Annotated in this window: 11 protein-coding genes; 7 read left to right on the forward strand and 4 right to left on the reverse strand. The window is 37.5% G+C overall.

Features of this window, described 5'->3' with window-relative positions; genetic code table 11:
- Positions 1-198: 198 nt before the first annotated feature.
- The 6 genes from rocF to V7183_RS09190 all read left to right on the forward strand — a co-directional run bounded on the left by rocF (position 199) and on the right by V7183_RS09190 (position 8,198).
- Positions 199-1,092, forward strand: coding sequence for an arginase (rocF, locus tag V7183_RS09165; RefSeq protein WP_097894909.1), 894 nt, complete (start codon positions 199-201; stop codon positions 1,090-1,092).
- Between the two features lie 252 nt (positions 1,093-1,344).
- On the forward strand, positions 1,345-2,172 hold the full coding sequence (gene cdaA / locus V7183_RS09170; protein ID WP_097894908.1) for a diadenylate cyclase CdaA: 828 nt from the start codon (positions 1,345-1,347) through the stop codon (positions 2,170-2,172).
- A complete protein-coding gene (locus V7183_RS09175) occupies positions 2,165-3,604 on the forward strand; it encodes a CdaR family protein (protein ID WP_335359276.1) in 1,440 nt (479 codons plus the stop codon). Before cdaA ends, V7183_RS09175 begins: the two co-directional genes overlap by 8 nt.
- Positions 3,597-4,943, forward strand: coding sequence for a phosphoglucosamine mutase (glmM, locus tag V7183_RS09180; RefSeq protein WP_335359277.1), 1,347 nt, complete (start codon positions 3,597-3,599; stop codon positions 4,941-4,943). Before V7183_RS09175 ends, glmM begins: the two co-directional genes overlap by 8 nt.
- Before the next feature lie 481 nt (positions 4,944-5,424).
- Complete coding sequence (glmS, locus tag V7183_RS09185; protein ID WP_097894905.1) at positions 5,425-7,227, forward strand: glutamine--fructose-6-phosphate transaminase (isomerizing); 1,803 nt, start codon at positions 5,425-5,427, stop codon at positions 7,225-7,227.
- Positions 7,228-7,745: 518 nt separating this feature from the next.
- The gene (locus V7183_RS09190; RefSeq protein ID WP_335359278.1) at positions 7,746-8,198 is read left to right on the forward strand and encodes a putative iron-sulfur cluster-binding metallochaperone; all 453 of its coding nucleotides are present in this window, start codon (positions 7,746-7,748) and stop codon (positions 8,196-8,198) included.
- 304 nt (positions 8,199-8,502) lie between these two features.
- Here the strand turns inward: V7183_RS09190 and scfB are convergent, their stop codons facing one another.
- The 3 genes from scfB to V7183_RS09205 all read right to left on the reverse strand — a co-directional run bounded on the left by scfB (position 8,503) and on the right by V7183_RS09205 (position 12,092).
- The gene (gene scfB, locus V7183_RS09195; RefSeq protein WP_335359279.1) at positions 8,503-9,909 is read right to left on the reverse strand and encodes a thioether cross-link-forming SCIFF peptide maturase; all 1,407 of its coding nucleotides are present in this window, start codon (positions 9,907-9,909) and stop codon (positions 8,503-8,505) included.
- A gap of 78 nt (positions 9,910-9,987) precedes the next feature.
- Positions 9,988-10,137 (reverse strand): six-cysteine ranthipeptide SCIFF, encoded by a 150-nt coding sequence (gene scfA / locus V7183_RS09200; RefSeq protein ID WP_097894903.1) that lies wholly within the window; start codon positions 10,135-10,137, stop codon positions 9,988-9,990.
- A 518-nt stretch (positions 10,138-10,655) separates the two neighbouring features.
- Positions 10,656-12,092 (reverse strand): APC family permease, encoded by a 1,437-nt coding sequence (locus V7183_RS09205; RefSeq protein ID WP_335359280.1) that lies wholly within the window; start codon positions 12,090-12,092, stop codon positions 10,656-10,658.
- Positions 12,093-12,492: 400 nt separating this feature from the next.
- Between V7183_RS09205 and V7183_RS09210 the strand changes: the two genes are divergently transcribed.
- Positions 12,493-13,752 (forward strand): multidrug effflux MFS transporter, encoded by a 1,260-nt coding sequence (locus tag V7183_RS09210; protein WP_335359305.1) that lies wholly within the window; start codon positions 12,493-12,495, stop codon positions 13,750-13,752.
- A 38-nt stretch (positions 13,753-13,790) separates the two neighbouring features.
- On the opposite strand, the gene V7183_RS09215 is transcribed toward V7183_RS09210, so the two are convergent.
- Entirely contained in the window at positions 13,791-14,237 is a 447-nt protein-coding gene (locus V7183_RS09215) for a hypothetical protein (protein WP_335359281.1), read from the reverse strand.
- Between the last annotated feature and the right edge of the window lie 83 nt (positions 14,238-14,320).

The raw sequence follows: 14,320 nt of genomic DNA on the forward strand, positions 1-14,320 counted from the left end.
GAAAAATCAAAATGGATTTATATGGGAAAAGTTTTCTTCTACTAAGTTCGTTTTATACATAGGTTCACGTTAAAATATAGATTTTAACGTGAATAAGAGTGAATAAGGTGTATATACATACAAAAAAATGTCGAGTTGAGTCAGACTATATAAAAGATTTAAAATATTTAGTGAGGGCATAAAAGGGGGATACTATCTATGAAGAAAGAAATTTCAATTATTGGCGTTCCAATGGATTTAGGGCAAATGCGTCGCGGGGTTGATATGGGACCAAGTGCGATTCGATATGCAGGAGTAATTGAAAGAATCGAGAACATTGGGTATAACGTAGAAGACATTGGGGATATATGTATTGAGAGAGAGAAAGAAATAGATGAAAATACAAAATTAAGAAACCTTACACAAGTTGCAGATGTGTGTAATGAGTTAGCAAGTAAGGTTGATCATAGTATAGAAAAAGGTCATTTTCCACTTGTGTTAGGTGGTGACCATAGTATTGCTATTGGGACTCTTGCAGGAGTAGCGAAGCATTATAAGAATTTAGGTGTTATCTGGTATGATGCACACGGTGATTTAAATACGGAAGAAACATCCCCGTCTGGAAACATTCATGGTATGTCGCTTGCAGCAAGCTTAGGTTATGGACATCCTTCACTTGTAAATTTATATGAGGCATATCCAAAGGTAAAAAAAGAGAACGTCGTTATCATTGGTGCACGCGCATTAGATGAGGGCGAAAAAGAATTTATTCGCAATGAGGGAATTAAAGTATTTACAATGCATGAAATTGACCGTATGGGTATGACGGCTGTTATGGAAGAAACGATTGGGTATTTATCACATACAGATGGTGTGCACTTATCATTAGATCTAGATGGTCTTGATCCACATGATGCACCAGGGGTTGGAACACCTGTAACTGGTGGGTTATCTTATCGAGAAAGCCATTTAGCAATGGAAATGTTAGCAGAGGCTGATATTATTACATCTGCTGAATTTGTTGAAGTAAATCCAATCTTAGATGAGAAAAATAAAACTGCAACAGCGGCTGTTGCATTAATGGGTTCTTTATTTGGCGAAAAACTAAAATAAATGTAAGAAAAGCGGCTGAAAATGCTGCTTTTTTTATTTTAAAATGAGCGTATAATAATGAGTTATATTATACGATTCATCAAAAAAGTTTGACATCTTACCAATTTAAGCCAAGGGAGGGATGTTGTTTGTAATTGTTGTTTTTTTCATGTATGTTATAATTAATTAGTTGTTGTAAATACATACAGATAGAGCATAAAAAATATTTCAATATATGGATGAAATTGCTCGTAAGTAGGAGGAAGGTGTAGCATGCCTTTTGGAGATATGAACCTTTTGAAATATCTCAGTACGATATTAGATATCGCCGTTGTGTGGTTTGTTATATATAAGCTAATTCTTGTAATTCGAGGCACAAAAGCTGTTCAGCTTTTGAAAGGGATTACAGTTATTATCGTCGTTCGTATATTAAGCTATTTCCTTGATTTGCATACGCTGTATTGGCTAACGGATCAGGTAATAACATGGGGATTTTTAGCGGTTATTATCATTTTTCAGCCTGAAATAAGACGAGCGCTTGAACAATTAGGACGGGGAAGTTTATTTTCTCGTGGAGGCGTTCATGGAGAGAGTGAACCTGAAATTGTTGCCACAGCTGTAGCGAAAGCAACAGAATATATGGGAAAACGAAGAATTGGTGCATTGATTACATTATCCAGAGAAACTGGAATGGACGATTATATAGAAACCGGAATTCCTTTGAATGCAAATGTATCATCGGAATTACTAATTAATATTTTTATCCCTAATACACCTCTCCATGATGGAGCGGTTATTATGCAAGGTAGTACAATTAAAGCAGCAGCTTGCTATCTTCCATTATCAGAAAGTCCTTTTATTTCTAAAGAATTAGGAACGCGTCACCGAGCTGCAATGGGGGTTAGCGAAGTAACTGATAGCATTACAGTTGTTGTATCAGAAGAAACTGGTCAAATTTCTTTAACAAAAAATGGTGAATTACATCGCGATTTAAAGACAGAGCAGTTGAAAGAAATGCTTTTGGCAGAGTTTAGTGGAAATGTGAAGACAACTTCTTCATCTTTATGGAATTGGAATTGGAGGAGAAAGCGTCATGGATAAGTTAATGGAGAACCATTGGTTTTTAAAAGGAATTTCATTACTACTGACATTGATGCTTTTCATGTCAACAACCATAACAGAAAAAAATAACACTGCGAATATATCGCCTTTCACAGGTGATACAAAAGAAACAATAGACTGCCCTATCAAGGTAGATTATGATGCAGAGAAATATATTGTAAGTAGCACTCAAAGCCAAGTGAAGGTGAAATTGGAAGGTCCTAAGGCATCGGTTGCTGCTATAAAAGCAAAAAGCAAAATTGAGATTCCTGTAGATTTACGTGGTTATAAAAAAGGAACTTATGAAGTTCCCCTAAAAGCAACGAATCTCCCAAGTAATGTGAAAGCAACCGTTCAACCATCAAAAATTAAAGTTACAATTTATAATAAAGCTAAAAAGTATGTTTCTGTAGATGTGAAATTGTCAAATGAAGATCAGCTGCAGGCAGGTACTAACATTGACAAATCTGCTATTAAGTTTAAACCAGATACTGTTGAGGTAGTTGGAACAGAAGAGGAAATAGATAGTATTGCTTCGGCTAAGGCACATGTTGATGTAAAAGGTATTAACAAAACGGTAACAAAAGAAGCAGAGGTTATGCTATATGATAAAGATGGGAAACGATTAGATTTAAAAACAAGCCCATCTAGAGTAAGTGTGACAATCCCTGTTGCCACACAGGGAACAGCAAATAATATAGAGAAAACAGTGCCGCTAACCTATGTGAAAAAAGGAAGTATGCCAGAAGGGTTGGCGGTCACAAACATCGGTATTCAGCCAAGTGAAGTGACGATATCAGGTCCAAAAGATGTTTTGGATAATATACAATCCATAGAGGGGGTCGAAGTGGATCTTAGTCAAATGACAGAGTCTACAACATTCGATACCTCTGTTTTATTACCAAAGGGTGTAACAAGTGCAAAACCTGATAAAGTAACGGTTTCTGTCGAAGTACAGAAGCAAAAACAAATAAAGCATAGAACAATTGATGGCATTTCTATTCAAAAAAATGGTCTTTCAAACGACGCTACTTTGCAACTCCTTTCGCCGCAAAGTGGAAAGATAAGTGTTGATATTTCAGGAGAAGCTAGTGTAGTAGATAAAATAACAGCAGCGCAAATAACGGCGGCAATTAATCTGCAAAACCTATCTCCTGGTACGCATGATATCCCAATTCAGGTTAGCGGTCCAAGTAATGTTTCAATAGAGGCAAAACAAAAAAGTGCGAAGGTAACCCTTGTAAAGAAAGAACAACCAAGTCAAGAAGTACAAGGGAACACAGAGCAATCTGATTCACAAAAAGATAAAGAAAATGCAACAGACAAACAAAAAGAACAAGAAAAAGAAAAAGAAAAAGAGCACGAAAAAGATAAAGAGAATACAACAGACAAACAAAAAGAGCAAGAAAAAGGAGCGAATAGCAATGGGTAAATATTTTGGTACAGATGGTGTGCGCGGTGTCGCGAATAAGGAATTAACTCCTGAATTAGCGTTTAAAATTGGTCGTTTTGGAGGATATGTATTAACAAAAGATACAGAGCGTCCAAAAGTGATTATCGGCCGTGACACACGTGTATCTGGTCATATGCTAGAAGGTGCTTTAGTAGCAGGTCTATTATCAACTGGAGCGGAAGTTATGCGTCTTGGAGTTATTTCAACTCCTGGGGTTGCTTACTTAACAAAAGCATTAGATGCACAAGCAGGCGTTATGATTTCAGCATCTCATAACCCAGTACAAGATAACGGAATTAAATTCTTCGGTTCAGATGGATTTAAACTAACAGATGAGCAAGAAGCAGAGATTGAAGCATTATTAGATAAAGAAGTTGATGAATTACCACGTCCAACTGGAACAAATCTTGGTCAAGTGAACGATTACTTTGAAGGTGGACAAAAATATTTACAATACATTAAACAAACAGTAGAAGAAGATTTCTCAGGCTTACATATTGCTTTAGACTGTGCACACGGTGCAACATCTTCTTTAGCGCCATATTTATTTGCAGATTTAGAAGCTGATATTTCTACAATGGGAACTTCACCAAATGGCATGAATATTAATGAAGGTGTTGGTTCTACACATCCAGAAGGTTTAGCAGAACTAGTAAAAGAAAAAGGTGCAGATATCGGACTTGCATTCGATGGTGATGGAGACCGTTTAATTGCAGTAGATGAAAAAGGAAACATCGTCGATGGAGATCAAATTATGTACATTTGTGCGAAGTACATGAAAGAAACTGGTCAGTTAAAACATAACACAGTTGTTTCAACAGTTATGAGCAACTTAGGTTTCTACAAAGCGCTTGAAGCAAACGGTATTACAAGTGATAAAACAGCAGTTGGTGATCGCTATGTAATGGAAGAAATGAAACGTGGTGGTTATAATCTAGGTGGTGAACAATCAGGTCATATTATCTTACTTGATTACATTACAACTGGAGATGGAATGTTAAGTGCACTTCAACTTGTAAACATCATGAAAATGACGAAAAAACCATTGTCTGAGCTTGCAGGTGAAATGACAAAGTTCCCACAATTATTAGTGAACGTTCGTGTAACAGATAAAAAATTAGCATTAGAAAATGAAAAAATTAAAGAAATTATCCGTGTGGTAGAAGGAGAAATGAACGGAGACGGCCGTATTCTTGTTCGTCCTTCTGGAACAGAACCACTTATCCGTGTAATGGCAGAAGCACCAACACAAGAGCTTTGTGATGGATACGTACATCGTATTGTAGAAGTTGTGAAGGCTGAAGTTGGCGCTGAATAATTCGCCGGTTTTATATGAAAAAGGAGCACGTTTTGTGCTCCTTTTTCATATGTTTTATAGACAATGAAAAATTTTCATTGACGGTTTATACTGTTTGTTATAAGATGGTCTTGTTCTTTTTCTCAAAATAAGTATGTGATTATTGAAGCGCCAGAACTACAAGTTGTGTAGTTGACGAGGAGGAGTTTTTATCGAGATTTCGGCGGATGACTCCCGGTTGTTCATCACAACCGAAAGCTTTTACTTAAATCACCAAGGTGACTTGATGGACAAAGGTAAAAGTGTGATGAGAGAAAAGGAACGGATGAATACTAGCTGTATAAGTATATACGGACTGAAACCAATCGAGAGGAAGGTGAAGGCCGTTACAGACTTACAGGGCTAGCAATATGTAATCCGTTTTCGATATGCAAATAATGGAAAATGACTATGTCGTTACATGTTCGCAGAGCAATGTAAGCATTTGTAACGGCGACTAAACATGTGTGGAATCGTAGGATTTATTGGAGAGCAAGATGCAAAGGAAATTTTATTAAAAGGTTTAGAGAAGCTAGAATACCGCGGATATGATTCAGCGGGTATTGCAGTACAAGCTGAGAACGGTGTTGTTGTATACAAAGAAAAAGGCCGTATTGCAAAACTTCGTGAAATCGTAGATGAGAATGTAGCGGCAAGCGTGGGAATCGGTCATACACGCTGGGCTACACATGGTGTTCCAAGTACAGTAAATGCACATCCGCATCAAAGTACATCAAAACGCTTTACACTTGTTCATAATGGTGTAATTGAAAACTATGAGTTAGTGAAAAAAGAATATCTTCAAGATGTGACGTTTGTAAGTGAAACAGATACAGAAGTTATCGTTCAGCTTATGGAACAGCAAGTAAACACAGGACTAAGTGTAGAAGATGCATTCCGTAAAACGTTATCTATTTTACATGGTTCTTATGCGTTAGGATTGCTTGATGCTGAAAATCCAAACATGATTTATGTTGCTAAAAACAAAAGCCCGCTATTAGTAGGTGTTGGTGACAACTTTAATGTTGTTGCGAGCGATGCAATGGCGATGTTACAAGTTACGGATCAATTTATCGAGTTAATGGATAAAGAGATGGTAATCGTAACAAAAGAAAGTATTACAATTAAAAACTTACAAGGTGAAACGATTGAACGTGCACCGTTTACAGCGGAATTAGACGCAAGTGATATTGAAAAAGGAACGTATCCTCATTTCATGCTTAAAGAAATTGATGAGCAACCACTTGTAATCCGTAATATCATTCAAAAATATCAAAATGAAAATGGCGAAATTGAACTAGATGAAGACATCCGTGGTGCAATTTTAGATAGCGATCGTATTTATATTATTGCATGTGGAACAAGTTACCATGCTGGTCTTGTTGGAAAGCAATTCATTGAGAAATTTGCGAAAGTACCTGTAGAAGTACATGTAGCAAGTGAGTTCTCTTACAATATGCCATTATTAACAGAAAAGCCTTTCTTCATTTACATCTCGCAAAGTGGTGAAACAGCAGATAGCCGTGCAGTACTTGTGCAAACAAATGAAATGGGTCATAAAGCATTAACAATCACAAACGTACCAGGTTCTACGCTTTCTCGTGAAGCGGACTATACACTACCTTTACATGCAGGACCAGAAATCGCGGTTGCTTCTACGAAAGCTTATACAGCGCAACTTGCAGTACTTTCAATCCTAGCAGCTGACATTGCAAAAGCAAAAGGCGAAGTTCTTGATTTCGACTTAACACAAGAACTAGGTCTTGTAGCGAACGCAATGATAGTACTTTGTGATCAAAAAGAAGAAATGGATGCATTAGCAAAACAATTTTTAGCAACAACACGCAACTGCTTCTTCATCGGACGTAGCGTAGACTTCTTCGTAGGTCTAGAAGGTGCGTTAAAGCTAAAAGAAATCTCTTACATCCAAGCAGAAGGATTTGCTGGTGGAGAGCTAAAACACGGTACAATTGCTTTAATTGAACAAGGTACACCAGTTATCGCACTTGCTACACAAGCACACGTAAACCTTGGAATTCGCGGTAATGTGAAAGAAGTAGTAGCACGTGGAGCTAACCCATGTATCATCTCAATGAAAGGCTTAGAAATGGAAGGCGACAGCTTCGTACTACCAGCTGTACACGAAGCATTAGCACCGCTTGTAGCAGTTATTCCATTACAACTTATCTCATACTACGCAGCGCTTCACCGCGAGTGTGATGTTGATAAGCCACGTAACTTAGCTAAATCTGTTACTGTTGAGTAGGAGATTAGTAGTTTTGTGTAGCTTTTGAATAAAGATTGATAATTTATAAAAAGTTTGATTAAAAATCCTGCATATCAATGCAGGATTTTTTTGTTCAGCAATTTGGGGTATTTTGTTGAATAATTAGATTCCTATTATTTTGCTGCGCAATTTAATGTTGCGTGTACCTATCTTTATCGGCGTAATGTTTAAGAGGATAGCGAAAGCTTCTAATGGGACTGAACTGAAAGATTATTGATATAGATATTTAAGGGGGAGTTTCAGCCCGCCTTTAATTTTGGGGATGCAGTGTTATTATTAACAAGTGGCACAAACAAAAAAATAATAAAGTTTGAACGGAAATTCTGTTTAACGCTCTTATTAACGATATAAAAGAGACTTCGGTTTTTCTTATTGCTAAGGTTAACGAAAAAGAAAAAATTCAAAACTACCTTTTACCCTGTACTATAGTACAGGGTTTATAATTTGTTATGTAAGGAACATTTAAAAAACTAATAAATCGTAAGGGTGGAAGAGTAATGGGAGATTGTTGTAGTAACCTTAAAGAAGAAAAAATTGAAAATGATGGTGTTTGTCCATCGTGTAAAAATAAAGCTAAAAATGTAAAATTGATTACACTAAAATCATTACTTAAACCATCTGCATTAGAAACATTAAATGTTAAAGAAAACCACTATTTTTGTTCAATAAAAGATTGTGATGTAGTCTATTTTGATACGAATAATAAAAAGTATCTTGTATCTGACATAAAGGTAGCTGTTTATCAAAAAGAGGGTTCGTTAACTACACCAATTTGTTATTGCTTTGATTGGACTAAAGAGAAAATAAAGGAATATGTAGAAAAAGGACTTACTCCTAATCCAGTAGAACATATTCGTGAAAATATAAACGAAAACCGATGTGGATGCGATGTAAACAATCCTCAAGGCAGTTGTTGTTTAGGAAATGTTACGAGTTATATAAAGAACTAAGCTAACTATCTACCTTTAACTAAAGGAGAGTGTTTGTTTAAGAACGCAGTACGGAATTATCAAACTTTATTTCAAAGATCCATTTTGTGTTCCATTAAAAACATGTTTTAGAATATGGAAAAAAACAGTGGATTAAAAAGTGTTTTCATACTTCTCATTTTCGGAGGTTGTTTTAAGGATAGATTTATTTGACGTAAATTCTTTTAGTTTTCTAAACGAGGATATTGAAATACTTTCAAAGAGACTGAGCATAAATCAGATTTTTTTCTTATTTATGTCCCAGCCTCTTTTTGTATCATTATGCTTATTGAGTCACGGCTTGTTTGTCTTCTTCCATAGCTCTGATGGATTGGGCTACCTTAACCATCATGGAGCATTCGATTCTCTTGCGGAAGATGTCACAACTGAAGTCGTAGGTTCCCTTGAGAGAGCCGGTTGCATGCAGCGAGTTTGCAGGGCAACCGCCACTGCAGTAGAGTTTCGCCCAGCAGTCCTGGCATTCCGGCTTCGAGTAGCAGTTGCTCTCTTTAAATTGGCATTGCATCTCTGGTTTTGTGATTCCATCCCAGATGTTTCCCATGCTATATTCTTCATCCCCGACGAATTGATGACAAGGGAATATCTCGCCCCATGGTGTGACGGCGAGATATTCGGTTCCTGAGCCACAGCCGGAAATTCTCTTTTGGATGCAAGGACCTTCTGAGAGATCAAGCATGTAATGGTAGAAGGTAAAACCGTTGCCTGCTTCTTCGCGCTTAAGCATTTCCTTGGCGAGAATCTCGTACTGGTTATAAATCTCTGGGAGGTCTTCTTCAGTAAGCGCATATGGTTCACGTGGGTCACAGATGACCGGTTCCATCGAGAGTTTGTCGAAACCAAGGTCTGCGATATGAAAAATGTCATTGGTGAAGTCGACATTGTTCTGGGTGTATGTTCCACGTACATAGTATTCTTTTTCTCCACGCTTTTCGATAAATTTCTGGAACTTCGGAACAATATAATCGTAGCTACCCTTTCCAGTAATCGTTTTCCGAAGCCCGTCATGGACCTCTTTTCTTCCATCAAGGCTCAATACGACATTGTACATTTCCTTATTTAAGAAATCGGTGACCTCATCACTCAGCAGCATGCCATTTGTAGTGAAGGTAAAACGAAAAGTTTTTTTGTACTCCTTTTCTTTGCTTCTTGCGTAGGCGACAATCTGTTTGACGACTTTCCAGGCCATGAGTGGTTCTCCACCAAAGAAGTCGACGTCAAGGTTTCGGTGATAACCGGAGTTCTCCAATAGGTAATCGATGGCTCTTTGTCCAACCTCATAGCTCATAATTGCTCTGTTTCCGTTGTATTTTCCTTGGCTGGCGAAGCAGTATTCACATGATAAGTTACAAGTATGTGCGACATTGAGGCAGAGAGCCTTTACATAAGTTTGACGATTTCTCAAATTAATTGAGAGGTCCTTATATTCATCCTCAGTAAAGAGTTGTCCATCATTTTTTAGTTCTTCGACATCCGCGATTGTTTCTCGAATGTCTTTCTCGGAGATGCCTGCATCATGTGCGTATTTTTCTAGCATTATTGTCACGATTTCCTCCGCAGGGGTATTTTCATAACGTGCAATAATTTCATAGGCGAGGTCGTCAACAACATGTACCGATCCACTATAGGTGTCGAGTACAATGTTGTATCCGTTTAGTTTATATTGATGAATCATACCTGATAATCAGACTCCTTTTGTCCATAGAAATTGCCGCCCATCTGGAAAGCAGTTGGGCGGTACAGTTTCAGTTTCCTATCTGTTCATTTTGTTTTCACAATGCTGATTTGCAACTCCGCAAGAAGTTTTGCAAGCTGACTGGCAAGATGTTTGACATGCGCCACATCCACCATGTTTTGCGGTATCTTTCAGTTTACGAGTGCTCAGTGTTACGATTCTTTTCATAACGCACAACTCCCTTTTGAAAATATTTTTTGAAGAAATAAGATTTAAATAATGTGAAACCCTTCACANNTGTGAAGGGTTTCACATTAATTCTAACAATAATTTTAACAACATCTCGGGTTTACGTCAATTATTCCTGATGTCTTGATACTCTGGCAACTCTAATTGATTTCGCTTCCCTTTTTCACTTGCTAAAATTTGGAGAGTCCCTGGAGCGCGAAATATTCGCATATAAGTGTAGCTTGAACACGAAATTATAGGGAGTTATATCTTAACTGTGCCGTTGAATATAGATAGCTTCTTGACTAGACTACTAGAGGCTTTATTTCGTTTTTGAAATGAGGTTTCTTTTTTGTATTTATATGATGTAGTTTACAACAGGGAGAAGGAAAATGCTCTGATGAACACTGGGGGAAATGAAATTACCTGTTCACTAAAGGATATAGCGAACAGGTAATTTCAGTGTTTTGAGGTTTGTCCCATTTTCATGGTTCACTTCAGTAACGGAGGGGGATTATTTACGAGTGCCCTTCATCGATGTTTGTATTTTGAATCCCAATTTTTCCTGCTTTAATCTTGCTTCGGAATAGCGCAAAATATACAAGAGTTCCCGTTAAAAATAGCGTTCCGCCTACAATCGCCACTCCATGAAACATATCAGGAATAGTTAATACCCCCATTTCGAATACGAGCCATATTAAAGCGCCGTACGTGACAGGTGCTCTCCATTTCCCTAAATTGAACGTCTCCGCGTCAGGCAAATCTTTTCTACGTAAATAGTAAGCCAAAACGGTTATGAAGTATAAAGCGGTAAGAACAACAGATGTTGATCCGACTAGTAAAGTTAAAGAATCAGAGAATAGGATTGCTATAATATCGAGAACTAATACAAGCAAAATCGCATTTACCGGTACAGATGTTCCTGGGTTCACCTTTTTAAAATAACGTGAAGCAAAAAATACATCGTCCCGCGCCATTGCATAGATGACACGGGAAGCAGAAGCCATTCCGATTAACCCGCATGCAAAAATGGAAATGATAACAAGAAGCATAAACAAAGTGCCGATGAATTGACCGAGCTTTGTTTTAATAATAAGTGGAAGCGGGTTGGCAGAAGCTGTCACACCGGCTAAATCCGTAATGGAAATTGTAACAGTAAAAAGAAAAGCAAATCCAATGATACCACCAATCAGCAATGCGAAAAATACAGCACGTGGTACATTTTTACTAGCGTCAATTGTTTCTTCCGAAAGATTCGCCGCGGCTTCAAAGCCGACCATGGTCCACGATCCCATTAGCATAGCAATTACAAAGCCGCCAAGGTACGTGCCATTTTTCTGCTCGCCAATATTTGTTAGCATGTCCCAATTCGGAGTTGTGAATAGTGCAACAACAGCAAGAATAACAAGAATGCCCACCATACCGATCACTTCGGTATATACTGCAATGTCATTGAGGCGAGAAGCCAGTTTTACGCCAAAAATGTTGAGGACAGCCTGTAGTAGTAGGGTTGCGAGTGCAATATACAACAGGGTTTTTCCACTGATATTCCAGCTGAATACATCAGCAATGAGTGGAGCCAGGCCAAAATCGACGGCAGGAATGACAATGACAAAAAAGCAAAATCCGAGCCAGCCGGAAAACCACCCTAATCCTTGATTTGCAAGCCGCGTCACCCATTGGTACGAATAGCCGCTTAGTGGCATTCTTCCTGCCAATTCGGCAATAACAAGAGCGACAAGCAAGTGGCCTGCTAATACGATGGGCCACGTCCAAATACCTGCGGGTCCCGCATTGTTTAAAACAAAACCAAAATTCGTGAAAATGCCCGTTGTGATAGACATAAATGAAAACGCGACTGCAAAAGAACTAAAAAACTTTAAAGACCTCTTTAACTCTTGCTTGTAGTGATATTGTTGCATGTTATTCGTTTCCTGCTTGATTTTTGTTTGCATAAAAAACCTCCTTCTGTTTTGTCAGTACGTTGTATCTCACCTTAGCTTGTATCCCTCCTTTCTTTATAAGTTTGAAAATTCAGTCTTTTTAAAGCGGTTTTATTCACTCTCCTATATTGCAAGTACCATACCAATTATACAATTCGCGTCATGCTTTAATTTTGTAAGCTTTTCACTGTTTAAAATGTTGCCTCATTATGAAATTTGGAATAGTTTATTCAAGATTTCATATTCTGCTGGTGACTGATTTTCTATATAAGAAAAGAAAAGCGCATTTCCTGTACGCTTTTTTATGTTATTAAGAGGAAAGTACGATATACTTGACGTATCTTTAAAGATGTAACTATAATTGTTACGATTCATAGATACGCTTATTTTATATTTACAACGGAAAGGGTGAATAGCGGAAGTGAATGAAGTTAATCGCGATGTATATAAACCTGTAAAAACAAACAGGTTATGGATGATTCTTGTATTAGGAACACTCACAGCAATTGGGCCATTGTCCATTGATATGTACTTACCTTCGTTACCAAAATTAACGGATGATTTACAAACGAGTGCGTCCCTTGCTCAGCTTACTTTAACAGCTTGTTTGCTAGGGCTTTCAGTTGGACAATTATTTGTTGGTTCCATTAGTGATATTTATGGACGGCGCAAACCTCTTATTATTGCTCTTATTATTTATGTTGTATCTTCTTTACTTTGCGTAATTGCACCATCTATTTGGAGTTTAGTTCTTTTACGTTTTTTACAAGGAGCCTCAGGTTCAGCAGGAATTGTTATATCGCGTGCTATGGTGCGTGATATGTACTCAGGTCCTGAGATGACAAAGTTTTTCTCACTGCTTATGTTAGTAAACGGAGCAGCGCCTATTTTAGCTCCAATTATTGGGGGACAATTGTTACAGTTTACATCATGGCGTGGAGTTTTTATCGCTCTTTGCGTGATAAGTGTCTTTATGTTAGTATCTGCTATTTTTGTATTACATGAGACATTACCTCTGGAAGAGAGGGAAACAGGTGGTTTAACTGGAACATTATCAACATATGGGAAATTGCTGAAAGATCGCTTATTTATGGGATATGCTTTGTCTCAAGGTTTAGTATCAGCAGCGATGTTTGCATATATTTCGGGTTCACCGTTTGTGTTGCAAAACATATACGGGGCATCACCACAAGCATTTAGTTTATTCTTTGCTATTAATGGTATTGGTATTATTCTTGCCAGTCAAATTACTGGCCGTTTGGCAGGAAAGTTAAGTGAGAAAACATTATTTGTAGCTGGTATTGGAATTGCAGCTGTTGGCGGTATTTTCTTACTTCTCATAATTGTACTAGGAATAGGATTAATCGGTGTTTTATGCTCATTATTCCTTGTTGTATCAAGTGTTGGGATCGTATCGACAACAGGTTTTACACTAGCGATGAGAAATCAAAAACAAGCTGCTGGAACAGCATCTGCATTGCTTGGATTATTACAGTTTATTTCCGGAGCGCTTGTTGCACCTTTAGTAGGTATTGGAGGGAGTAATAACGCACTTCCTATGGGTATTGTGATTGCCCTATGTGAAGTGGGCGCCGTTTTATGTTATATGTTTATGGCAAAGCGCAGCGAAAAGCAGTTTGTACTTCAAGAACAGCAGGATATAGAGGCATAAGAGTACTAAAAAAGAGCTAATTCAAAATATACTTTGAATTAGCTCTTTTTGCTATTTCTTTGAAACAGTTCATACATGTTATTTATAATTGTATCGTATAAAACGGCTAATTTATCCCAAACCCAGCGATTCGAATCAATCTCTTTTTCACCGCAGTCAATAATATCCGTATGATCTGTAATCTTATAGGCTCTTTCTACAATTATCGGAGCGATTTTTGGTATACGAGGGATATTTTTTAATATATCGGCAAAGTTTCCAATATAGACATGACCGATAATTTCAATTGCCAGTGATTCATCAGAGATATTGAGGATAGTACCATGTTGATTTGTATGTTCTTGCTTTAAATATTGAGCGAGTTTGAGTGGAGCTTTTTTCTTCTTTAGTACGCGGCGAAGGCTTTCTGTATTTTCAATATGAAGCGATCTTTCGCGTATGAGAATAGACAGTTCTTCTCCCATAAATAATAACTTATTGTACATATATATTTCCCCTTGTATTCTAAAAAATGGATAACTCACCTTTAAATATATATAAATCCCTTTTCATTTTTCGACATCTAAAT

Origin of the sequence: Bacillus sp. JJ1127, assembly GCF_036965845.1 — a bacterium.
In the GTDB taxonomy this organism is placed as follows: domain Bacteria; phylum Bacillota; class Bacilli; order Bacillales; family Bacillaceae_G; genus Bacillus_A.